At 41.3% G+C, this 24,587-nt stretch carries 19 protein-coding genes; 6 read left to right on the forward strand and 13 right to left on the reverse strand.

The annotated features are described in order from the left end of the window. Positions 1 to 263: 263 nt before the first annotated feature. From Q1A31_RS07780 to Q1A31_RS07790, 3 genes are all read left to right on the forward strand, one after another. Positions 264 to 1,097: a phosphate/phosphite/phosphonate ABC transporter substrate-binding protein gene (locus Q1A31_RS07780; protein WP_299874773.1), complete on the forward strand. Its 834-nt coding sequence runs from the start codon at positions 264 to 266 to the stop codon at positions 1,095 to 1,097. Between the two features lie 21 nt (positions 1,098 to 1,118). Next, complete coding sequence (locus Q1A31_RS07785; RefSeq protein ID WP_299874776.1) at positions 1,119 to 3,275, forward strand: diguanylate cyclase; 2,157 nt, start codon at positions 1,119 to 1,121, stop codon at positions 3,273 to 3,275. A 321-nt stretch (positions 3,276 to 3,596) separates the two neighbouring features. Beyond that, the gene (locus tag Q1A31_RS07790) at positions 3,597 to 6,689 is read left to right on the forward strand and encodes an AsmA family protein (RefSeq protein ID WP_299874779.1); all 3,093 of its coding nucleotides are present in this window, start codon (positions 3,597 to 3,599) and stop codon (positions 6,687 to 6,689) included. A gap of 484 nt (positions 6,690 to 7,173) precedes the next feature. On the opposite strand, the gene Q1A31_RS07795 is transcribed toward Q1A31_RS07790, so the two are convergent. From Q1A31_RS07795 to tyrS, 9 genes are all read right to left on the reverse strand, one after another. Next, complete coding sequence (locus tag Q1A31_RS07795; RefSeq protein ID WP_299874781.1) at positions 7,174 to 7,578, reverse strand: CBS domain-containing protein; 405 nt, start codon at positions 7,576 to 7,578, stop codon at positions 7,174 to 7,176. Positions 7,579 to 7,658: 80 nt separating this feature from the next. Further along, on the reverse strand, positions 7,659 to 7,937 hold the full coding sequence (gene nqrM, locus Q1A31_RS07800) for a (Na+)-NQR maturation NqrM (protein ID WP_299874783.1): 279 nt from the start codon (positions 7,935 to 7,937) through the stop codon (positions 7,659 to 7,661). Between the two features lie 84 nt (positions 7,938 to 8,021). Continuing rightward, positions 8,022 to 9,245 (reverse strand): NADH:ubiquinone reductase (Na(+)-transporting) subunit F, encoded by a 1,224-nt coding sequence (gene nqrF, locus Q1A31_RS07805; protein WP_299874786.1) that lies wholly within the window; start codon positions 9,243 to 9,245, stop codon positions 8,022 to 8,024. A 45-nt stretch (positions 9,246 to 9,290) separates the two neighbouring features. Then, the gene (nqrE, locus tag Q1A31_RS07810) at positions 9,291 to 9,887 is read right to left on the reverse strand and encodes an NADH:ubiquinone reductase (Na(+)-transporting) subunit E (RefSeq protein ID WP_299874789.1); all 597 of its coding nucleotides are present in this window, start codon (positions 9,885 to 9,887) and stop codon (positions 9,291 to 9,293) included. Continuing rightward, complete coding sequence (locus Q1A31_RS07815; RefSeq protein WP_299874792.1) at positions 9,887 to 10,558, reverse strand: NADH:ubiquinone reductase (Na(+)-transporting) subunit D; 672 nt, start codon at positions 10,556 to 10,558, stop codon at positions 9,887 to 9,889. The genes nqrE and Q1A31_RS07815 overlap by 1 nt, the downstream gene beginning before the upstream one ends. Then, positions 10,558 to 11,361 (reverse strand): Na(+)-translocating NADH-quinone reductase subunit C, encoded by an 804-nt coding sequence (locus Q1A31_RS07820; RefSeq protein ID WP_299874794.1) that lies wholly within the window; start codon positions 11,359 to 11,361, stop codon positions 10,558 to 10,560. The genes Q1A31_RS07815 and Q1A31_RS07820 overlap by 1 nt, the downstream gene beginning before the upstream one ends. Positions 11,362 to 11,363: 2 nt before the next feature. Beyond that, entirely contained in the window at positions 11,364 to 12,635 is a 1,272-nt protein-coding gene (locus Q1A31_RS07825) for an NADH:ubiquinone reductase (Na(+)-transporting) subunit B (RefSeq protein ID WP_299874797.1), read from the reverse strand. Between the two features lie 2 nt (positions 12,636 to 12,637). After that, entirely contained in the window at positions 12,638 to 13,999 is a 1,362-nt protein-coding gene (locus Q1A31_RS07830) for a Na(+)-translocating NADH-quinone reductase subunit A (RefSeq protein ID WP_299874800.1), read from the reverse strand. A 349-nt stretch (positions 14,000 to 14,348) separates the two neighbouring features. Next, a complete protein-coding gene (gene tyrS / locus Q1A31_RS07835) occupies positions 14,349 to 15,656 on the reverse strand; it encodes a tyrosine--tRNA ligase (protein WP_299874803.1) in 1,308 nt (435 codons plus the stop codon). Between the two features lie 317 nt (positions 15,657 to 15,973). On the opposite strand from tyrS, the gene Q1A31_RS07840 reads away from it, so the two are divergent. Continuing rightward, positions 15,974 to 16,291 carry a hypothetical protein gene (locus tag Q1A31_RS07840; RefSeq protein WP_299874805.1) on the forward strand — a complete coding sequence of 106 codons (318 nt, stop codon included), beginning with the start codon at positions 15,974 to 15,976 and terminating at the stop codon, positions 16,289 to 16,291. 79 nt (positions 16,292 to 16,370) lie between these two features. On the opposite strand, the gene Q1A31_RS07845 is transcribed toward Q1A31_RS07840, so the two are convergent. Beyond that, positions 16,371 to 20,237: a DUF3683 domain-containing protein gene (locus tag Q1A31_RS07845; protein ID WP_299874808.1), complete on the reverse strand. Its 3,867-nt coding sequence runs from the start codon at positions 20,235 to 20,237 to the stop codon at positions 16,371 to 16,373. A 91-nt stretch (positions 20,238 to 20,328) separates the two neighbouring features. Here Q1A31_RS07845 and Q1A31_RS07850 point away from each other — a divergent pair, with 91 nt between their 5' ends. Next, positions 20,329 to 21,111 (forward strand): glycerophosphodiester phosphodiesterase family protein, encoded by a 783-nt coding sequence (locus Q1A31_RS07850; protein ID WP_299874811.1) that lies wholly within the window; start codon positions 20,329 to 20,331, stop codon positions 21,109 to 21,111. Positions 21,112 to 21,254: 143 nt separating this feature from the next. Here the strand turns inward: Q1A31_RS07850 and mreD are convergent, their stop codons facing one another. The 3 genes from mreD to Q1A31_RS07865 all read right to left on the reverse strand — a co-directional run bounded on the left by mreD (position 21,255) and on the right by Q1A31_RS07865 (position 23,724). Continuing rightward, positions 21,255 to 21,743 (reverse strand): rod shape-determining protein MreD, encoded by a 489-nt coding sequence (gene mreD, locus Q1A31_RS07855; RefSeq protein WP_299874813.1) that lies wholly within the window; start codon positions 21,741 to 21,743, stop codon positions 21,255 to 21,257. A gap of 4 nt (positions 21,744 to 21,747) precedes the next feature. Then, entirely contained in the window at positions 21,748 to 22,596 is an 849-nt protein-coding gene (mreC, locus tag Q1A31_RS07860; protein WP_299874815.1) for a rod shape-determining protein MreC, read from the reverse strand. A gap of 81 nt (positions 22,597 to 22,677) precedes the next feature. Further along, positions 22,678 to 23,724 (reverse strand): rod shape-determining protein, encoded by a 1,047-nt coding sequence (locus tag Q1A31_RS07865; RefSeq protein ID WP_131904201.1) that lies wholly within the window; start codon positions 23,722 to 23,724, stop codon positions 22,678 to 22,680. A gap of 220 nt (positions 23,725 to 23,944) precedes the next feature. Here Q1A31_RS07865 and Q1A31_RS07870 point away from each other — a divergent pair, with 220 nt between their 5' ends. Continuing rightward, positions 23,945 to 24,523, forward strand: coding sequence for an NAD(P)H-dependent oxidoreductase (locus tag Q1A31_RS07870; RefSeq protein ID WP_299874821.1), 579 nt, complete (start codon positions 23,945 to 23,947; stop codon positions 24,521 to 24,523). The last annotated feature ends 64 nt before the right edge of the window (positions 24,524 to 24,587 follow it).

Here is a 24,587-nt window from a genome sequence, read left to right on the forward strand (position 1 = left end):
CTTTAATGAGAGATAAAGCTCAATATAGAATCGTTTAGACTTATTGCTTGATTATTACCATAGAATCTCGGCTGGTTCGTTTATTTTGGCTGAGCAAAATAAATGAACTCGTAGCTTTCGCTACGAAACAATTAATCCCCAAATGCCGTATATCTGTTTTCTAAGATAGAAATAGCTTTGCGAGCTATTCTCATTTACGATAGCACAACCAATCATAACAATAATTTGCATGGACATAATGTTCCATGTTTTAAAGGTAAAAAATGCATAAAAAAAGTCTTAGAGTAATCCTCACTACTTTGTTTATTAGTGTCTGTTCGTTTTCTTCTTCCGTTTTTGCAGAAAAAAGTTATACCGTTGGCGTGGTTCCGCAGTTTGATGCACGACGCACTCAAGAGGTTTGGACACCTATTCTTAAACAACTTGAAGCTGAAACAGGTAAGACATTTAAGCTGGTGGGTTCGCCGGATATTCCTGAATTTGAGAAGGCTTTTAATGCGGGCGAATACGATTTCGCTTATATGAATCCGTATCATTTGATTGTAGCTAACAAGAGTCAGGGTTATCAGCCGATTGTGCGCGATATTGGGCGTAAGTTGTATGGCGTTATCGTGGTGAAGAAGGACAGCCCTATTACTGATGTGAAGCAACTGGATGGCAAAGTTGTTGCGCTTCCTGCGCCTAATGCATTGGGTGCGGCGCTTATTCCGCGTACTGAATTTGCGACCAAGTTTATGATTAAGCCTGAATACAAATATGTGAAGAGCCATTCTTCTGTGTACCTGAATGTGTTGCTGGGTCAGGCTGAAGCTGGCGGCGGCGTGCAGAAAACGTTTTCTCAACAAAAGCCTGAGGTTAAGGATAATTTACGCATTCTGTATGAGACGACTAAAGTTGCGCCTCATCCGGTTGCGGTCCATCCACGGGTTTCTGCTGAGGTGAGTCAACAGGTGCAGGATGCCTTTTTGAAAATGGCGGCGTCTGAAAAAGATATGAAGCTATTGCAGAAAATTCCGATGAAGCAGCTTGGCGTTGCTGAACTCAAGGATTATGACGAGTTACTTGAGATGGGGTTGGAGTCCTTTTACGTTAAGTAATGTACTGATTATTTTATTTTTATGAGATACCTTAAATACTACTTCCCCTTTTTATTTGTAATGATCAGCCTGGCTGTGATCCTGCATTTTTTCTGGTTGCCGTATTATGTTGATACGGAAATAGAAAGCATACTGACACATGAAAAAGAGAAGACACGCCTTTTATCAGATACTGTCATCCCTGCGATGTTGTCGGGTGATTTGGCGGAAATTCATACCACACTTGATAACGTTGTAGAAAAGAACCCGGCCTGGACTGCTGTGGTTTTACAAAAACTGGATGGTACGCAGTTATATCCTTTATCTAAAATAGAATTAACACAAACAGATGCATTAAATGTCGTTAAACATTCTTTAATCTATAAAGAGCAGGAACTGGGCAGTATTCAAGTTCAGACGGACGTTAAATCACTGATTGCACCCAAAGTGGAGAAGCTTCAACATCTGGAACTGCTAGTACTGGCTTCGAGTTTTTTAATCGTTATGGTCGGGGTATTTCTCCAAAATAGAATTATCCATTTGCCATTAAAAAAGTTGAGTATTGCGACCTCGCGCATTGCCGAGGGAGATTTTCTGACGCCCCTGCCGCAATCATCAAATACCGTGCTTTCAAAGTTTGTTGATAACTTTAACCGCATGCGGAATGACCTTGAAAGCCGTGACATTCAGCTGATGCGGCAACAGACCATTCAAGATGCTGTACATAATATGCAGTCAAAATTTCTAACCGTACAAGATACTGGCGCGGTTTACTGTGACATGCTCGATACCTTGTTAGAGTTGAGCGAGAGTGAATTTGGCCTTATCGGCGAAGTGAAATACGATGATAATAATCAACTCTGTATGAAAGTGTTGGTTGTGACTAATATCGCCTGGGATTTACCAAGCCGCAATATGTTTGAAGCGGTGATTAAAGGCGACTTGACGTTTACTGATATCGATAATCTGTTTTGTCGCGCGCTAATTACGGGCAAAGTTGAAATTAATAATAACCCTGAGTCTGAGTTATTAAAAATGGACCTGCCTGCGGGTCATCCTGCAATAAGAAATTACGTTGGAATCCCGCAGTACAATGGTAAGCAACAGCTAACGGGTATGGTGGCGCTGGCTAATACTAAAAAAGCGTATTCAGATGCTTCTATCAACGAGCTGAATATTATCTGGAATGCGATCGGCAATTTGATTGATGCGTTTCACCGCAAGGAATTGTTAAGCGAAAGCGAAGCCCATTTAAGGGCCATTGTGGATAATGCGGTTGATGGCATTATCGTGATAGACAGCAATGGAACGGTGCTGACTTTCAACCCGGCTGCTCAGGATATTTTCGGTTACAACGAAAATGAAGTCATTAATGAAAGCATCAAAATATTAATGCCGCCAATGTACGCCGAGCATTATGGTGCGAATCTTTCGAGTTATTTAAGCACAGTTAAATCTCAACTAATCGGCAGCAGCAGAGAGATGGTTGGACAGCGCAAGAACGGCGAAGAGTTCTTTATGGAAGTGTCAGTGGCTGAGGTAAGAACCGGGACCATTCGACATTTCACAGGTATTGTCAGAGATATTACAGAACGAAAAGAGCAAGAATCTCAACTTATTGCGGTGCAGGAAATACTGTCTGAAAACAACGAACAGCTGCTTGGCTTATCGATTAAGGATGGTTTGACGGGAATCGCTAATCGCCGTTGTTTTGATGAAACCTTGGAGACGGAGATTAAACGTGCTGTTCGTTCTGAAACACCTATTTCTCTGATTCTTTTCGATCTTGATCATTTCAAACTGTATAACGATCATTATGGTCACGTTGAAGGCGACAAATGTCTGAAGACGATTTCTAAAATCGTTGCTGATATTTTTAATCGCGATGGAGATCTTGTGGCACGTTATGGTGGCGAAGAGTTCGCGGTGATTCTGCCTTTAACCAATGAAAATATAGCCATCAAATTCGCTGAAGTAATACGCGAAGATTTAATAAAAATGGCCATCCCCCATGAGAAATCACCAACAGCACCTTATGTATCGGTCAGCTTAGGTGTGGCCACACTGGAGGCAGGTGAAATTTCAACGGCATCGGATCTCATTAAATTAGCTGACAAGGCTTTATACCGCGCCAAATCTGAAGGCCGAAATCAAGTCTATTCAAAAGAAATGAGTCTTGAGACTGCCCAGCTTCATTAATATCGCGATTGCCGCAAAACGTCTCAAAGTGCCAGCAGGCATGTCATTAAAAACATGAAAGGCTTAAAACAAGGCATTTAGCCCACGTTAACCAGCTAACACAGAAATTTCTGAAATAGAAATATCGTCCTCTATCCTTCTGCTCCCTTCTCGTTCCTTTATTTACTCCCTTTCTACTCTGTTGTTACTCGACGCTATTTATTCGATAGATTCGTTAATCATTACAATTAATTAACAAAAAACAATGACCGACAGTTTGTGAACTATTAGACTAAGAACCAGTCCGAAATTACTAACCTCTCAATTCTGGAAGTCCCGTATATGTTTAAAAAAATCATTTTAACTGTTGTTGTTTTAATCGCGATTGTTGTTGGCGCACTGATAATTTTTGTCGCTACCTTTGATGCAAATGATTACAAAGATCAAATTACCAAGTTGGTAAAAAAGCAAACCGGGCGAGATTTGAATATAGATGGCGAGTTGAAGCTTGCGATTTATCCTGATGTGGCTCTGGAAATGGGCAAAACATCGTTATCGAATGCCGAAGGTTTTGCCGGGGATCAGTTCGCGACGATTGATTCAGGTAAAGTTTCTGTGAAGTTAATGCCTTTGCTTAAGAAACAGGTTGAAGCTGATGCAGTATTACTGGATGGGCTGAAATTAAATCTTCACCGTAAGGCTGACGGTTCTAGCAACTGGGATGATCTGGCTAAAGGAAGCACAGACGTTAAAGATGAGAGTGCAGTAGAAAAAGAGCCATCGAAAGTGGTTGAAGAAATGATGCAGAATCTTTCGATTGCAGGCGTTAGCCTGAATAACGCCAATATCCACTGGCGCGATGATGTGGCGAAGCAGGATATAACGCTTTCTCCGCTTAATCTAAAAACAGGAAAATTCAGCCCCGGCAAACCATTGCCTGTAGAACTCGATGTGGTATTGAAACAGAAGAATCCTGCGATGACAGTCACTGCTGATGGCAGTACCACCATTAATCTAACGAATAACAATAAAGACTTCAGCCTGAGCAAACTTAAATTAAAAACCAAGGTAACGGGTGCGCAAATACCTAATGGTGCCTTAGAAGCGAATATCAGCGGTAGTATTCAGGGCAATCCGCAGAAAATCAGCGTGTCTGATTTGGTTCTGCAATCGACTCTTACGGGTGACTTAGTACAACAAGGTACGGCTAAAGCAGATGTATCTGGCAATGTGGATTTTGATGTTAGTGCTCAGCAGTTAACAATTGCCGGAATGAAGCTTAATGGCAATGTGAATGGCAAGCCTTTGGCTGGCGGAACTTTGCAGGCGTTAGTTACGGGCGATACAAAATTCAATCTGAAATCACAGCAGTTATCGATTCCTAATCTTGCATTAGATGCAAAACTTGCAGAAGGCTATGTTAAAGGCGGCGCAGCAAACGTCAAAATAAACGGCAATATGCAGCTTGATCTGGCGAAGCAACTACTCAACATCAGTGGCATGAAAGCGGTGACTGATGCCAGTGGTGAAGTTTTACAAGGCGGTAAAGCGAATGCCAATGTGAATGGCGATTTGCAACTTAATATTGGTACGCAAAAACTATCTATACCTAATCTCGCATTAACAACCCAGTTAACGGGTGGTTATGTCAAAGGCGGCGTGGCGAATGCACAGGTAAACGGCAACACACAGTTTGATCTGGCTAAGCAGTTGCTATCAATGACAGGATTAAAACTGACTGCGGATGCGAATGGCGAGTTATTAAAAGGCGGCAAGGCAAATACCAATATCGCGGGAGATCTTCAACTTGATCTCAAGAACTCGCAAGTCACATCACCGAAAATTACGCTTAACAGTCAGGTAGAAGGTGGTTTGGTACCCGGTGGCAAATTGACACAAACAGGTAGCGGCAACCTTGACCTGAACTGGGCGAATAACAAAGGCGCGGTGAATTTATCCAATCTACTGGTTAATCTGGCGGGTCTTGAACTTAAAGGCAGCGGCGTGCAGTTACAACCGCTGGCGGCGAAACCGGGCGTTTCTGGTCAATTTAGCACTAATACGTTTAATCTGAAAACGGTGATGAAAACCTTTGGTATCGAACCACCGGTGACGAAGAACCCAGCTGCGCTTTCACAGGTACAGGCTCAGTTTGCACTTAAGGCAGATACCGATAGCGTTGATTTACAAAACCTAAAGGCAACGCTTGATAAGAGTCAGCTTTCGGGCAATCTGGCAATCGCGAATTTCGCATCGCCGAGTATTCGTACCAAGTTAACCATCAACACAATCAACCTCGACGACTATTTAGCACCTGAAGCAAAAGGTGCGACCGCAGCTGCGCCAGCGAGTGCTGGGGGTAATAAAGAATTATTACCGCTGGATACTTTGCGCAAATTGAATATTGATGGTGATTTCAATATCGGCAAGATGCTGGTGAATAAAATCAATATGAGTAATATCAGAGCTAAAGTAAATGCAAAACAGGGGCTGATTGTTATCGACCCAGCGAATGCGCAGTTGTACTCGGGTACTTACAAAGGCCGCATCACACTGGATGCGAAACAGGCAGTTCCAACTATGAAAATGCGCCACGAGCTAACAGGCGTTCGTTCGGAAGGTTTGTTGTTTGATTTATTTCAGGATAAGTATGTATCTGGTGGTACTAAGTTGATCACCGACTTGAGTTCGCGTGGTAATAGCATCGATGCTTTATTGAAGAACCTTAATGGAACCACGAGCCTAGGACTTAACGATGGCACGATTCGTGATTCGAATCTCGCAGAAAAAGTATCACTAGCGGTTAAAGCGTTTGAAAAGAAGGAAGTAGAAGACGGTAAATCTGTAGTGAAATTTACTGGTTTGAGCGGCGACTTCAAAGCTACAAATGGCGAATTCAAGACCGATAATTTGAGTCTGGAATCACCCTATTTCAATATCAAAGGCTCTGGTACGGCGAATGTCGCCAGTCAGGAATTGAATATGAGCTTGCGTATTGGGCCTAATAATCAGGACCCTAAACGACCTTTATTTGCGCCACTAAGAGTAACGGGTACTTTTTCTAATCCTAAATTTTCTCTGGATTTGGCAGACTTGATCAAAGCTGTTGCCGCACAAGATATAGAAAAACTTAAACTTCAGGCAAAAGAGAAACTTGAGGAAGAGAAGCAAGCGCTTAAACTCAAAATAGAGAAAGAGAAAGCGGTTCAGGAACAAAAGATCAAGCAGAAACTTGAAGACGCCAAAGCCGACGCTGTTCAAAAACTGAAAAAACAAACTGGCGATAAACTGGGTGATGCGATTATCAATCAGTTAGGCGGAAAGAAGTCTGAAGCTCCTGCTAACCAAGATCCAAATGCACCTGCAGAGAAACCTAAGAGTGTTGAAGATCAGGTTAAAGACAAGTTAAAGGATAAATTAAAGGGATTGTTCTAAAACGATATAAAAAGCTACATAAGCACAGTCGAATTAGACTGAATCAGGATATTGTGAATAGATTTAGTCACCCCCCTACTTTAAGTGACTTTTCATTTCGTTTTTAGAAATGACAAAAGGAACTTATGCAGAGCTAGGCCATTTTTTTGAATACTAGAAAACAGTCTATAAGTAGGGGGGTGACCTATTAAGTATTAGTTAGACTCATCAAGAGTCAGATATTCAGAATATCTAATTAGAGAGTGATCCGTTTAGATAAGCAAACGGAAGATTCATTAAATGCATCATAGATTCCGGTGGATACCGAATGAGTAATCTATCTAATCTAGGTTATCTAGGTTGCAAAGAGAGTTGGTTTAATTTGTGGTCTATTTAATTGAAATTAGATAGACCCAATACAGATTAAATCTAAGTACTTTGCTCTTAGCTAAGTACCTAGTTTTGTTCTTGGCTTTGTTTTTAGCCTAGTTCTTGACCAGGCTACTTAGCAAAGATACTTTTCTAAGGCTTTAAGTACATCAGTACGTCCAATCATGCCAATCACGTTGCCATTCTCTACTACAGGGTAACGTCTGTAGTGATCCTTGAGGAACATTTCTGCAACATACAAACAGCTGTAATCAGCTTCTACCGTTCTAACATCTGGCGTCATGAAATCTTGAACTTTACCTCGGAAAGAGGAATCGAAATTTGATTTAAGCGCTGCTTTAATGCAGTCAGTACCAGAAATCATACCAATTAAGTTGCCAAGATCATCAACTACGGGTGCGCCAAAAATACGGTGTTTATTGAAAAGCTTAATTGCTTCTGCTATTTCCTGATCCGGTTTGAATTTAATAAAATTAGGATTTAGGTGATAACGCACATGAAGTTCATCAGACTTTGACATATATAAGAGCTCCTATTTGAAACCTTATTGCTAAGGTTTATTTAGCGGGGTAAGTACTAGCGGACAAGCCTAGCATACTATTACTTTATGCCTGATCTCAACTTATCAATGTTAATCTGGGCGTAATCTTTTGTTATATTATTTTGTTCGTTGGTGTTTGTATTGTCTTTTTCTTCTTGAGCCATACGCGCTTTGCGTTTCTCACAAGGGTTAGCACAGCTACAATCTCCTTTAACACCAGGAATATTTGATAAACCGCCGCAGCTGCCTTTGAGCTCACGATTGTTCATTAGTACCCCTGCCGCCATTCCCAAGAAGGCTAGCATTAATACCAAAAATGTAAATAAAAATAGTTGCATGTTATTTTCCTGAAATACTCGTCAACGAATTCACTAACGAGTATTTCTAAGTTCTTGCTGTGCCTGGGTGTTATTCGGCGCTATTTAGCCACCAAAGTCATCCAGCATAATGTTTTCTTCTTCTACGCCCATTTCTTCCAGCATATCGACAACAGCGGTGTTCATCATCGGTGGACCACACATGTAAAACTCACAATCTTCTGGTGCTTGATGTTCTTTAAGATAGTTCTTGTAAAGAATATCATGGATGTAGCCAGTGTAGCCTTCCCAGTTATCTTCTGGTTGTGGTTCTGATAAACCGAGGTGCCATTCAAAGTTATCGTGTTCTTTAGCCAGCTTATCAAACTCTTCTACATAGAAAGCTTCGCGTAGACTTCTTGCGCCGTACCAGAAGCTGATTTTACGCTGACTTGCTAATCTACCAAGCTGGTCAAAGATATGAGAACGCATAGGTGCCATACCTGCACCACCACCGACAAATACCATTTCTGCATCGGTATCTTTCGCAAAGAATTCACCGAATGGTCCAGAGATAGTTACTTCATCTCCCTTTTTTAAATCGAAGATATAAGAAGACATAATACCTGCAGGGATATTGTTTTCACCTGGAGGTGGTGTAGCAATACGCACATTTAGCATTATCAACCCTTTTTCTTCAGGGTAGTTGGCCATCGAATAAGCACGTAGCGCTGGCTCTGGCACATGAGATTCTATATCCCAAAGTTTAAAGTGATCCCAATCGGCGCGGTATTCATCCTGAATTTCAAATTCAGAATACTTCAAATCATACGGTGGACATTCAATTTGAATATAACCACCAGCGCGGAAATTTACGTCTTCGCCTTCAGGCAACTCAAGAACTAGCTCTTTAATGAAAGTCGCTACGTTTTTGTTAGATTTAACTTTACATTGCCACTTCTTAACACCAAATACCTCTTCAGGTACTTCGATAACCATATCTTGCTTTACATTTACCTGACAAGCTAGACGATCACCATGTCGTGCTTCACGTTTGTTGATATGTGATTCTTCAGCAGGGAGTAAACTTCCTCCTCCATCAAAGATTCTTACTTTACATTGCGCGCAAGTTCCACCACCACCACAAGCAGATGCAATGAAGAGTCCGCTATCAGAAAGGGCGTTTAACAGCTTACCCCCAACAGGAACTTCTATATCGCGTTCTTTATTGATGTGAAGCATTACATTGCCGCTAGAAACCAACTTTGAGCGTGCAAAAAGAATAATGAATACCAAGCTGATCACGATGCTTGTGAAAAGTAGTATTCCTAATAAAATTTGAATAGTCATATTATTGTATATTCACCTAAATACTTAAATCTTGAGTAGTGGGTACTAAAGTTGAATGCCAGAGAAGGCCATAAAGCCCATAGACATTAAACCTACGGTGATAAAGGTAATCCCTAAACCCTGTAGCCCTTTTGGTACATCGCTATATTTCAACTTTTCACGTACTCCAGCTAAGGCAACAATCGCAAGCGCCCAGCCCAGTCCACTAGAAATACCGTATACCGCACTTTCAGCAAATGAGTAGTCACGCTCAACCATGAACAATGAGCCACCCAATATTGCGCAGTTAACCGTAATTAATGGCAAAAACACACCCAGTGCGTTGTATAAGCTTGGTAAATATTTATCCAATACCATTTCGAGTATCTGTACCATCGCCGCGATAACGCCGATATAACTGATTAAGCCTAAAAAGGTAAGATCAACACCTTGTAATAATGCGTTTTCTTTAAGCAAATAGTTCAGAATCAAGTTATTAACAGGAACTGTAATTGCCTGTACAACAGCTACTGCAATACCAAGACCAATGGCTGTTTCAATCTTTTTAGAGAGAGCCAGAAAGGTACACATTCCCAGGAAGAATGCGAGCGCCAGGTTTTCAACGAATATCGCTTTAACCGCAAGACTTAGTAGATCTTCCATTAGTGAACCTCCGCTGAGCCGTGTACATGTGACTCGTGTATTTTAAAATCTGGCTCTTCATTTTGTTCAGGCTTCCATGTTCTGACTGCCCAAATTAGTAAACCAATAATGAAGAAAGCACTTGGAGGAAGAAGCATCATGCCATTCGATTGATACCAACCACCATCAGTGGTTAATGGGAAAAGCTTGTAACCTAATAATGAGCCGGCACCAAGAAGTTCTCTGAAGACCGCAACGATGATTAGAATCAAGCTGTAACCCATGCCGTTGCCTAAACCATCAATAAAGCTGTCTTTGACTCCGTTTTTCATGGCATACGCTTCTGCACGTCCCATAACGATACAGTTGGTAATAATCAATCCAACAAATACGGACAGCTGCTTAGACGTATCATAAGCAAATGCTTTCAATAACTGATCTACCACAATTACCAATGAAGCGATGATCGTCATTTGTACGATGATACGTATGCTATTAGGAATGTGATGACGAACCGAACTGATCGATGCGCTTGAAAAAGCAGTTACAACTGTCAAAGCAACAGACATCAATAAAGCAGTTTTAACCGAGGTTGTTACTGCAAGTGCCGAACAGATACCTAGTATCTGTAACGTAATCGGGTTTTGGTCTACTAACGGTTCGACCAGCGTTTTTTTAGTTTCAGGGTTCATTATTTAGCTCCCTCTTTACGAATATTATCCAAGTATTTGTCATAGCCTTGTTTGCCCAGCCAGTAATGCAGCATGTTTTCTACACCACGAGAAGTAAGCGTTGCGCCAGATAAGCCATCAACCTTATATTCTGGATCTGGTGTACCGCTGCTCACGCTTCCTTTGATGACCTGAATCATTACTTCTCCAGAATCGTTATAAACCTGTTTGCCAATCCACTTTTTACGCCATTCCGGGTTATCAACTTCACCACCCAGACCCGGTGTTTCTGCATGCTCGTAAAAGCCTAAACCAACAACTGTTTTTGCATCATTTTTTAAGGCCAAAAAGCCGTACAAAGTAGACCATAAGCCGTAACCATGAACAGGTAAGATGATAGATTTAATATTCTCTCCATCTTTTACCAGATACACAGACGTATATTTAGCACGACGTTTAATTCCTGCAATATCGTTTTCTTTCTTTAATTGAATATTCTGCTTTGGATCGTTAGAAGCTTTACGTTGATCGTAAGTTACAGCGTCAACATTTGTTACGTATTCGCCTGTAGACATATCGATAACGCGAGGCTCGATTTGAGAGAACAGCTCATCAATAGACTTGCCTTCTTCCATCAGACCTGCGATTTCAAGAATGTTCTTCTTCTTATCAAGCGCTTTGTTTTGATCTTGCATTGGTTTTAATACAACCGCTGCACCTGATACTAATACCGAGCACACTAAGCAAAGTGCGACAGCAACTGCGAGCGTTTTTTTAACGCTATCGTTAGGTAGATCTAGAATTTTTTGAACTGGAGCAAACATAATTATTCGCCTCCTTTTTCGTCAGATGCCGAGAACGCAGACTCACGTCTCAGACGACGTTTTACATTCGCTTGAACCACGAAATGGTCAATTAATGGTGCAAAAATATTCGAGAATAAGATCGCCAACATGATTCCCTCAGGGAAGGCAGGATTTACCACACGAATTAACACCGTCATAAAGCCAATTAGTGCACCGTAATACCAGCGACCTAGATTAGTCATCGACGCTGATACCGGATCAGTTGCCATGAATATCATGCCGAATGCAAAGCCACCCGTTACCATGTGCCAATACCAAGGCATTGCAAACATTGGGTTTTTGTCGCTGCCAATGAGGTTGAACAATATACTTGTTGCAACCATGCCGATCATTACACCGGCAACAATACGCCACGATGCGATCTTGGTGAATAATAGAATTGCGCCACCGATGAAGATTGCGAGTGTTGAGGTTTCTCCCAATGAACCAGGAACCATTCCGAGGAATGAGTCGAACCAGGTAATCTGACTTTGAATAATGAGGTCAACGCCTCCTTCAGCAGCCATACCAAGCGCTGTTGCACCGGTATAACCATCAACCGCTGTCCATACGGCATTACCTGACATCGCTGCCGGATAAGCAAAGTATAGGAACGCACGACCCACCAAAGCAGGGTTCAGGAAGTTTTTACCCGTTCCGCCAAATACTTCTTTACCAACAATGATGCCAAATAGAATACCTAAACCTACCATCCACAAAGGTGTATCTGGTGGTAGAGTCAGTGTGTAAAGAATAGAAGTAACGAAGAAACCTTCGTTGATTTCATGCCCACGCACTAGCGCAAACGCTGCTTCCGCAATACCACCCACAATAAACGTGGTCATGTATATCGGCAGGAAGTACGTCAATCCATGCAAGAAATTGGCAAAGAAACTACCAGGATCATAACCAAATGGATTCAAAAACCAGCCGCGGATACCATCAATAGATTCCAGACCCAAGCTCGCCATTGCTACGTTAGCTTGATAACCCGTGTTGAAACAGGCCATAAACATAACAGGGAAAGTGGCCATCCACACATAACCCATTACACGTTTTAAATCTAACGCATCGCGGATATGAGGAGCACCAACTGTTGTGTTTGGAGGGCTATAAAATAGTGTATCCACCATTTCATAAAGTACATAAAGACGTTCTAGCTTACCGCCACGTGTAAAATGCGGTTCAGCATCGTCTAGTACTTTTCTAAGTAAACTAGGCTTATTTTTTCGCTTATTTTCCGAAGTACTCATGACTAGCCCTCCCTCTCAATAATTTCAAGGCAGGCACGTAGTGCTGGGCCATATTCGTATTTACTGTGACAAACAAATGTACACAAAGCGAGATCTTCTTCATCTAGCTCAAGACAACCTAATTTTTGTGCCGTTTCAGTATCGCGCACCAGTAATGCACGTAATAATTGTGTAGGCAGAATATCTAAAGGCATTACACGCTCATAGCTTCCAAGAGGCACCATTGCTCTGGCACTACCGTTTTGCGTACTACTAAAAGTAAACTCTTGTTTATCTTTGGTTAAAGCGTTGGTAAATACATTCATCACAGAGAACTGCTTCAGGAATGGATTCACCCAGTGTAAAAATTGACGTGGCTGCCCTTCAGGAACAACACTTAGCTGTAGATTAAAACGACCTACATAAGCGCGGTTACCCACAGCGTGTAATCCGCTAAGCACAGAACCCGAAATTACTCGAGAATCACCTTCTTTTAATTGACCAGCAACCAGTTCATTGGTCGATGCGCCCATGCGTGATGCAATTAAGCGAGGTTCTTTAACCATTGGACCGGCCAAGGAGAAGATACGATCTACATTGCGTTTACCAGTGGTTAGCAATTTACCAATTGCGATAACATCCTGATAATGCAAGTGCCAAACAGTGCGATGCGCACTCGCAGGTAAAATATTATGGATATGTGTTCCTACTAAACCAGCCGGGTGCTTACCCGAGAATTTTTTAGTAACAACATTGCTTGCTGGAGATTCAGGAAGCGTTGCATTCTCATGCTGACAAACATAAACCTCACCTTTAGTCAGCTTCGAAATCGCTTTCAAACCGTCCAGATACGCATCAGATTTATAATTTATAATGAGTTCAGGATTTGCACTTAATGGATCTGTGTCTATCGAACGAACGAAAATACCAGCTGGCTCGCTATCAACCTCAGGTGTCTTGCTATAAGGGCGTGTACGAAATGCTGTCCATGCGCCACTATCCTGTAATATTTTACGGATATCTTCAGCAGAAGCAGAATCTAACTCTTTTGATGAGATTTTAGGGAATTCAATAAACTCCTCTTCTTCATCGAGTTTAATGATTACCGACTGTAACGCGCGTTTAGCACCGCGAGGAATGGCAGTAATTACACCAGCACCGGGAGAGGTGTAATTAAACCCCGGATTGCGTTTATCGGTGAATAATGCCTGCCCGCCCTTTACGTGATCGCCAACAGCGACCAGCATTGAAGGCCTAAGTAAATGGTAATCGGTACCAATGACTGCGACAGTTGTAATGGGCGGAGAATTAGTCTCAATATCTTCGCTGATAGCTTGTACTGGTTCACCCGTTATAGAGATGTCCAGGCCTTTCGTAATTTTCATTTAAATAGCAGTTCCGACTCTAAATACATAGAGCCCTTCAGTAGTTAAAATTTATGTGCACAACGCCGCAAAATAACATCATCAGCATTAAAATTCATGTACTTAAATGTATAAATACTATTTAATTTTATATACTTTACATAAAAAAGCTTAAACATCTTGATAGGGCGAACAGCTGATTAATCAAAATTATTTATACTGATATTAAAATCTAATTGAGAAACGTAAAAGGCTTACTCTTTGTATGAAAATACACCCCCCCTACTTTAGGGCACTTTTTACATACAAACGCAGGCTAGTGATCTAAATCCAGATCACGAGCCTCACGAAAAGTTTCTTTGGAAGATTATTACTCGGCGCGTAAGACGAAATAGTTCTTTTTGCCACGCTGCAACAGGACAAACTTATCATTGATCAAATCGGCTTGAGTAATTTGATAGCCGTCTTCTACCTTCTCTTTATTAACAGAGATAGAATTTTCTTTAAGCGCTCGACGTGCCTCGCCATTTGACTTTAAGAAACCTGTATCCGTGGCTAATGCAGCAACGATATCCAAACCAGCTGCGATCGCAGAAGCTGGCACTGTGGCTTGAGGCACACCATCAAAAACATCGAGGAAGGTTTGCTCATCAAGCTTTTTCAAATCTTCACTGGTCGACTTACCAAACAAGATACCACTCGCCTGAATTGCTTTTTCGAGCTCTTCTTCAGAATGCACCATTGCAGTTATTTCATTTGCTAGACGCTTTTGCAGCAAACGTAAATGCGGCGCTTCATTGTGTTCTGCGATGAGTGCTTCGATTTCATCTTTACCCAAAAAAGTAAAAATACGAATAAAGTTTTCACTATCGACATCTGTTGAATTCAACCAGTATTGGTAGAACTTGTAGGGAGAGGTATATTTAGCAGATAACCAGACATTACCACCTTCACTCTTACCAAATTTGGAGCCATCCGCCTTAGTGATTAATGGCGTGGTAATAGCATAGGCTTTACCTTGCCCCATTCTGCGAACAAGCTCAGTACCCGTAGTGATATTACCCCACTGGTCGCTACCCCCCATTTGCAAGGTGCAGTTTTTATTTTTATATAAATGAAAGAAGTCATAACCCTGTACAAGCTGGTAAGTGAATTCGGTAAAACTCATTCCTTCAGTACCACCGGCATCTTCGGTTTCTGGCTTGATACGGTTTTTTACTGAATCCTTAGCCATCATATAATTGACGGTTATGTGTTTTCCCACATCACGAATGAAGTCTAAAAACGAAAACTCTTTCATCCAGTCGTAGTTATTGACTAATTCTGCACCATTTTCGGTATCCGAATTAAAATCAAGGAAATGCGCTAGCTGCTTTTTAATTGATTCTTGATTATGACGCAGCGTTTTTTCATCCAGCAAATTGCGTTCTGCAGATTTTCCCGAAGGGTCACCTATCATACCTGTAGCGCCACCCACCAATGCAATAGGCTTGTGCCCACAACGCTGAAAATGAGCAAGCAACATGATCGGAACCAGATTTCCTATATGTAAAGAATCTGCCGTAGGATCAAAGCCAACATAAGCACTGCGCACCGCTTCCATCAAATGTTCTTCAGCACCTGGCATCACATCGTGAATCATATTGCGCCAGCGTAATTCTTCAATAAAATTTTTCATAATCAATTCTTAATTTTTAGTCTGATATCTCGAGGAGCGTATTATAGGGGAGATTCCAGATAAAAAAAGACACCCCCCTACTTTTAGCGTGTTTTTCATTTTACTTATTGAAAATGCAATTTTTGATCAGTTGTTTTTTAAACCCTCACTATCGCGTCATTAACAACTTGCCTTAGACACTGACTGCCACTATTCAAAGTAAGCGCTATTGACCATATTTAGCAATTTGATTGAATAGTGCCTACATCCTCTTTACTATGTCGACCCTATATTCAACAATTTTTATTTGAACAATTACAATTTATTGAGGAAATCGCATGGCTAAGTTTATGTTGGTGTATTTAGGTGGCAACCAACCATCAAACCCAGAAGAAGGAAAACAGCATTTTGAAGAATACCGTAACTGGCTGGTTTCTTTAGGTGATTCAATTGTGAGTGCGGCAAACCCATTAAAAGACACGCATGTCATTCACCCCGATGGAAAAGTCGAAGCTGGCAGCACAACAGCGATGTCTGGATTTTCTGTGATTGAAGCAGATTCAATCGAAGAAGCAGTAAAGGTTTCTCAAACTTGCCCTTTCCAGAAAATTGGCGGAACACTTGAAGTGTCTGAGCTAATTCAAATGAATCGTTAGAAATACGTCTAAAAGGTAGGGGGTGTCATATAAAATGACACCCCCTACCTTTTAGGGCTTTTTTGCTATTTTTTTGATATTAAAGAAGAACTTTCTCAATCCCGCCTTTAGTCACTCTCTCTACAAATTCATTCTGCCACTTCTCACCGTGCATATGCTTCATCATTTCAACGACGATGTAGTCCGTATCCATTCCAGTATCATCTGCATAACGTGACAAACCTTGTTGACAGGCTGGACAGTTGGTTAATATTTTTACATTACCATTTTTAGCCGTATCTTCACCCGTTTGCACAACAAGACTTTCACGCAGGCTTTCTTCTTTTTTAAATCGCAACTGACTGGCGATATCTGGACGACTTACAGCGAATGTACCTGCTTCACCACAACAACGATCAGACAAAGCAACTTCCTGCCCCATTAACTCAGAAGTTAACTTGGTTGGATCGTAATTCTTAATCGGCGTATGACATGGGTCGTGATATACGTATTTAATTCCATCAACCGCTTCTAACTTAACGTCTTTTTCCAAGAGGTATTCGTGAATATCTAACAAACGACAACCCGGGAAAATTCGCTCAAATTCATATTTAAGCAACTGATCCATACAGGTTCCGCAAGATACGATAACCGTATTAATTTCCAGATAGGTCAAAGCTTGAGCAATACGATGGAATAGCACACGATTCTCGGTGGAAATCTGCGTACCTTTTTCTATATCTCCACCTGCTGTTTGCGGGTAACCACAACATAAGTAGCCCGGCGGCAATACCGTGGTTGCCCCCGTATCGTATAACATCGCGATTGTTGCCATACCGATCTGAGAAAAAAGGCGCTCTGAACCACAACCAGGGAAGTAGAATACAGAATCACCACGCTCAGCTTCGCTCAACGCTGGATTACGAATGATCGGAACAACCTTCTCATCTTCCAGACCCAAAACGGCTCTCGTGGTACGCATAGGAACATGCGCTGGCATTGGCTTTTTAACAAACTGGATAACATGCTCGGTCAAGCCTGCATTACCGGTTGTACCAGCAGGTCTTTGATTTGATTTCAACAAACCTAAACGTTTGAAAATCGTATGTCCAAAGCGTTGAGATTTATACCCAAGCTGAACTAAACCAGCACGCATTAACTTAATGGTCGTTGGATCTTTGACGTTAAGGAAAGCCATTGACGCCCAGGTCACAATATTGGTTTTCTTTTGCTTACGTTCGCGCAAGATATGACGCATACGAACGGTAACATCACCGAAATCGATATTAACAGGACAAGGACTCAAACATTTGTGACAAATCGTACAATGATCAGCTACATCGTTCATTTCCTCAAAGTGGCGCATTGAAATACCACGGCGAGTTTGCTCTTCGTATAAAAAGGCTTCCAGCATCAAACCAGTCGCTAAAATCTTATTACGCGGTGAATAGAGTAAATTTGCACGCGGCACATGAGTGGTACAAACCGGCTTACATTTACCACAACGCAGACAATCTTTAATATCGTCATTCAAAGCGCCAAGCTCGTTATGCTCAAGCAACAACGCCTCTTGTTCTACCAAACGCAACGAAGGCGTATACGCATCCTGCAAGCCAGAACCTGGCATTAATTTTCCACGATTAAAGTGACCATTAGGGTCTACTTCGTTTTTGTAAGACGCGAATTCATTAATTACCTCTTCCGACAAGTAATGCATTTTCGTCAGACCAATACCATGCTCACCCGAGATTACACCATCCAGAGAAAGTGCTAATTCCATCACCTGATCAACGATGCGATCTGCTTCTTGCATCATTTCATAGTCGTTTGAGTTTACCGGGATATTCGTATGCACGTTGCCATCACCCGCATGCATATGCAAAGCAACAAATAGGCGTTTAGAAAGTACATCCTTATGTACTTTATGCACTTCGGCACGCAATGGCTCTAAATCCTGACCTACAAAAATATCATCAAGAGGCTTTTTGATTTCTCGTTTGTAAGAGATACGAAGATCACGTCTTAATAACAGATTGATAATCTTGTCATCATCGCGACACTGCTTTTGCGCTTGAACAGAGAGTAATTCTGGATGGGCTTTAGCACTTTCATCACCTAAATCCAGAATAGACTGCCAGCGTTTACGAACACTTGCCAAATGATTTATCGCGAGATCTTTTTTGGCCTGAAGCATGGCTTTATTATCATCGCTGTCAGAAGCGCCAGAACTCTGGCGTAGCTTTTTATCTAAATCAGGATTTTCTTCAGTGAAAATCTCTAATGCAGTGTCGATAAGCTCAATCTTATTAGTAATCGACTGATGCACATTGATGCGCTCAATGCCTTCACTGTACTTATCCAGATTATTAAGCGGTATTACAACATCTTCATTGATTTTGAACGCATTGGTGTGTGCTGCGATTGCCGCTGTACGCGAGCGATCTGCCCAAAACTGCTTACGAGCCTCAGGACTCACTGCAACAAAGCCTTCTGCATTTCTTGCATTGGCAAGTTCAACAACACGCGATGCTGACTTAGCCACTTCTTGCTCATCATCGCCAACGATATCGGCAATCAACACCATTTTAGGAAATGAACCACGCGCTGCTTTCGGCGTATATTTAACCGCTTTTACATAGCGCTCATCTAAATGCTCTAGACCTGCCAAAAGTACGTGTTGATTGCCATCTAAATAGTCTTTAACTTCTACAATGGCTGGAACGGCTTCTTGCAAATCCGTACCATAAAATTCCATACAAACGGTTCGTGTATGATCTGGCATACGATGAAGAATAAATTCAGCAGAGGTAATTAGACCATCACAACCTTCTTTCTGAATACCCGGCAAACCGCCCAGGAATTTATTGGTAACATCTTTGCCCAAACCCACTTTACGGAAGAATTGCCCTGGCAAAGTAAGAACTTCAACCTCACCTTTTTGGGTTTTCGCATCTTGCTCAAAACGGGTAACTTGAAAACTAACTTCTTCCTGATCGTGAATTTTGCCCAGATTATGATTGAGTCGAACGACTTCAAGCCATTCTGCATCGGGTGTTACCATTCTCCATGATAATAAGTTATCTAAGGCAGTTCCCCACATGACAGCTTTTTTACCGCCTGCATTCATGGAAACATTTCCGCCAATGGTCGATGCATCTTGTGATGTAGGGTCTACAGCAAAAACCAGACCTGCATTAGCAGCCAAATCTGATACACGACGCGTTACAACGCCCGCATCTGCTCTAACCACTGCAACTTCACTATCCACCCCTGGCAAATCTTTACGTCTTTGCACTTTCCCCAGTGTTTCAAGCTTTTCTGTATTGATGACAGCGCTCATTGAATCCAATGGAATCGCGCCACCGGTATATCCCGTTCCACCACCTCTAGGTATTACGGTTAGTCCAAGTTTGATGCTTGTCTGAACGAGTAGAGCAATTTCTTCTTCTGTATCCGGAGTTAAAACCACAAACGGATATTCAACGCGCCAGTCAGTAGCATCGGTAACATGCGATACACGAGCTAAACCATCAAACTGGATATTATCTTTGCGGGTAATCGAACGAAACTTGCGTTTGGCACGCTTACGCAGTGCAAAATAATCGGCAAACCATGTCGCAAATTCATCAACGGCTTTATCAGCAATATCGATAAGCTCCAGAGTGAGCTCATTACCCTCTGCTCGATCTCTAATTCGCTTTAGGCGGGAACGTTTGGTTTCTATTAAAGAATAACGACGTTTCTCATTCTCTAATAAATCATCTTGAATATAAGGATTACGTTTCACTATCCACATATCGCCCAAAACTTCGAGCAACATGTGCGCAGAGAGACCGGTAGTCCTCCTTTCGCGGAGCGTTTCCAGAATATCCCAAGCTCGTTGACCGAGTAAGCGTAAAATGATCTCTTTATCTGAGAACGACGTATAATTGTAGGGGATTTCCCTAAATGGCGTTTTAGTTTTCATGTGTGTGCGGATTCTAACGCTTTACGATGAGAGAGTGAACAAACCCTAAAAAAATACTGTAAAAAATCTTAATATTTACTATAACAAGAGCATGAAACCAGAGCGCTACCAGACCATGAATTACAGCCTAGATAAAAATAAAATTATTGCACATCGTGGGGATAACACTAATCACCCTGAAAACACCTATGCTGCCATAGAATCTGCGCTACTTGCAGGAGCACTTTTTGTTGAATTTGATATTCAAATGAATGCTGATAAAAGCATCGTTGTATTTCATGATGAAGACTTCAAGCGCATGTCCGGGGATGATCGATCACTATTTGACACAACAGATGAATCATTAAGAACACTGAGTATTCACGAACCTAATCAATTCGCCAACGAACACTACCCTACTTATATTTCATACCTTGATGATATTTTGGTACTGCTTAAAAGTTTTCCCAAGGCTACATTTCTAGTAGAAGTAAAAGTTAAGAGCCTGGAACATTGGGGTTTAGAAACGGTAATGGAAAAACTATTTACTAAACTTAAACCTTATAGCGAGAACATTATTGTAATTAGTTTTAGTGTCGCTGCGCTTGAATACGTAAGACAACATAGCAAAATAAGAATTGGCCTAGTATTCAATCAATATATTGCAAAACACAAAGAAATCGCAAATAAATTAAAACCTGAATACATGCTCTGCCCCTATAAATCGTTTCCTGAATCAGGTTATTGGCAAGGAACGTGGGAGTGGATGGTTTATTCCATCAATGACATTGAGAATGCGAAAAAATGGCTAGCTAAAGAGGGAATAAGCTATATCGAAACTGATGACATAAGACTTTTATTAAATAAAAGTGTTAATAAAGAAGCAACAAAATAGTAAAGGTCACCCCCCTACTTTAAGTGACTTTTCATTTTGCTGTATAAAATGACCTAAGGAACTTATGCTTTGCGGAATGATATTACGTTTTTGTCGCTTAAAAACGTAAATAGAATTTATGCAGAGCTGAGCACTTTTTATAATTAAAACGATTTTTTCTGTGCGTGAAATAAGCGCATATAGTAATGATATAAAGGCCAGATCAATAGACTACTAAATACGGTATACCAGTAACCCCAGCCTTCAGGAGTATTTCCGGTAATTCCTAAAATCCATAAATTGATTAATAAATAAGTACCTAAAACTAAAAATAACAGGAAGAGTTGCTGAAAATAACTATCCATCAAAAGGCGCGATCGCATTCTTAAGGTCAAGAATAAAACGATTGTAAAACCCAAGGCGTGCTGGCCCATGATTGTGCCGTAGAGAGAATCAATAAGCAGTCCGACAAACCAGGCAAATACCAAGCTTGATTTGCTAGGCGAGACTAACCCCCAATGAATAAAGGTTAAAGCCAGCCATTCTGGTCTATGTAAAACCCACTGCTCATTAATGGGCAATATAGTCAGGGCAAATGCGATAATTACAGACAATGTAATCGCACCGGTAAACCTTGGATTAATTTCTTCCATCGATTTACTTATCTGCCTCTTGTTCTTGACCAGTGTTATTTTTGATTTCTAACTCAGAAGAGTAATCTGCACGCCAAATCATCAGTATTTCTCGGGTCTTACTGAAATCTGTAAAAGGTCTTGCATGCACTTTCATAAATGAATCACCCGGATTGTATTCAACACTATCCACAATCGCTACGGGAAAATCTGGCGGAAACAACTGACCCAGACCAGAACTTACAAATTTATCGCCAGTTTGGATATCCATGCTCGTTTCGACATGCTTAAGCTCCAAACGGTTGATCTTACCGGTACCAACAGCGAGTGCACCCTGACCGGTTCTAACGTTTCGTACATGAATCGCATGCTTCACATCAGTGAGCTGCATAATCACGGCAGAACTAGGCGTCACACTTTCAGTCTGGCCGTAAATATTATTACCCGCCAGAGCTACCTGTCCGACGAAAATACCATCATCAGTACCTTTATTGATCACTACATTTTTACTGAAGGGATTAGAAGATACCGAGAGAATCTCAGTTAAGGTAAATTTTTCACGAACTGCAGGAGTTGCACTTAACTGACTTCTTAAACGCTGATTTTCTTTAGCGATAGAATGATATTTCTGGTCTCTTGCCGCATAAACACCCACTAAAGCGCGCAACTCACGATTAGCTTTTGATAATTCATCGTGATCGGAGAAAAATTCTTGAGTAAAATTCGCCAAACGATAAGGTAAATCGACCGTATATTGGACTGGATAGATAAGAAACTTAGTTAATCCGGTGCGAACAGGCAAAAGTCTATTCTTGCGGTAATCCAAAGTCATAAAGGCCATAGAAATCAAAGCCAAAATCACGAACTTAATCATGTAGCCTTGTTGCTTACTATCGTCTCTGTCTAGATTATAAATAACAGACTCCCTCGGAATCCCTGATTTTTATAGATATTATTATTCAGAAGCCCAGAAATCAAAACCATCATCATCAAGCATATCCAGAATACGTCCGCCGCCTCTAGCTACACAAGTTAATGGATCATCGGCAACAACAACGGGGATTCCTGTTTCTTCCATAAGAAGACGATCTAAATCACGTAGTAACGCCCCACCGCCAGTTAATACGATACCTCTATCAGCAACATCAGCACCTAATTCTGGTGGTGTTTGCTCCAAAGCAGTCTTTACCGCACTGACGATACCGAATAAAGGCTCTTGCAATGCTTCTAAAATTTCATTACTGGTTAATGTAAAGCTACGTGGAACACCTTCAGAAAGGTTACGCCCTTTAACTTCAAGCTCCATTAACTCTTTACCCGGATAGGCTGAGCCAATTTTGCATTTGATATTTTCTGCTGTTGCTTCACCGATAAGCATGCCGTAGTTTCTACGCACATAACTGATAATGGCATCATCTAGACGGTCACCACCAATACGTACAGAAGCCGAGTAAACGATGCCACGAAGAGACATTATCGCAACTTCAGAGGTACCACCACCTATATCCAGCACCATAGAGCCGACAGCTTCATCGATTGGGATACCCGCTCCGATTGCAGCAGCCATTGGTTCTTCAACCAAATAGACTTTACGAGCACCTGCGCCCATTGCAGAATCTTTGATTGCGCGTCGTTCAACCTGAGTTGCACCACAAGGCACACAGATAACCACACGAGGACGAGGGCCAAATATTCTTCTTGGTGCTACTTTTCCAATAAAATGCTGTAACATTTTCTCGGTATAAGTGAAATCTGCAATCACTCCGTCTTTCATCGGGCGGATCGCTTGAATATTTTCCGGGGTTCTACCCAGCATTTTTTTCGCTTCAACACCGACAGCTTCTATTTTTTTCGGACCACCAGGGCCACGCTCTTGTCGAATAGCTACGACCGAAGGCTCATCGAGGACGATACCTTTACCACGCATATAAATCAGTGTGTTTGCTGTTCCTAAATCGATAGATATATCGTTAGAGAACATGCTAAAGAATGCTTTAAACATAGAAAATTTTTCCAATTCTTGAGTAAATCAAGACCCCAATATGAAGGACGTAGATCGTCCTTAATGATTTGTATATAAGCTTATACTATTTTACTTCTAAAAAAGAGCATAAAATAGAAATCGCGTAATGTATCAATCACAGCTAAATAGAGCAAGAATTTGCTCAATTAAGTACACTGATTTAGAATGCGCCACCCTCTTTAGACTATACCTTATTATAATGAATGTACTGATTGTTTTCACCCACCCAAATCCTGCAAGCTTTAATCACGCTTTATTGGAGAGAGTTTCTGCTGGCCTTAAAGAAGCTGGACACTCAATAAAGATAAAGGATTTGTACCAGGAAAATTTCGATCCTATCCTTAGTGCTAGTGATCTTGATCAGCTACATAAAGGAGAAATCCCGTCTAAAATAGCAAAAGAGCAAGAGCAGCTATTATGGGCTGATTCTCTTATATTCATTTATCCGCTTTGGTGGTTTGGTCGTCCAGCCATGCTAAAAGGCTGGTTTGATCTGGTTTTAACCAACGGCTTAGCTTTCGAATACTCAAGCGATGGTGTGAAAGGCTTATTAAAGCATAAACGTGCTTTAGTATTAATTACTGCAGGTGGTTCAAGAAAGTATTTTGAAGATACTGATGCACTTCAGTTAATTCACAGACCGACAACTGACGGCACTCTATCTTTTTGTGGCATTAAAGACGTTTCACATGAGATTTATTATGATATCGCGAATATCAGCAATGAAGAACGCATTGAAATACTCGACAATGTAGAAGAAATGGGAAGAACTTTTTAATAAGCCCGCGTTAATTAGCTCAAATTAATAGTCTCAAGCTAAAAAAAAATTATCACTGAATTGA

This window comes from uncultured Cocleimonas sp. (genome assembly GCF_947495625.1).
In the GTDB taxonomy this organism is placed as follows: Bacteria; Pseudomonadota; Gammaproteobacteria; order Thiotrichales; family Thiotrichaceae; genus Cocleimonas.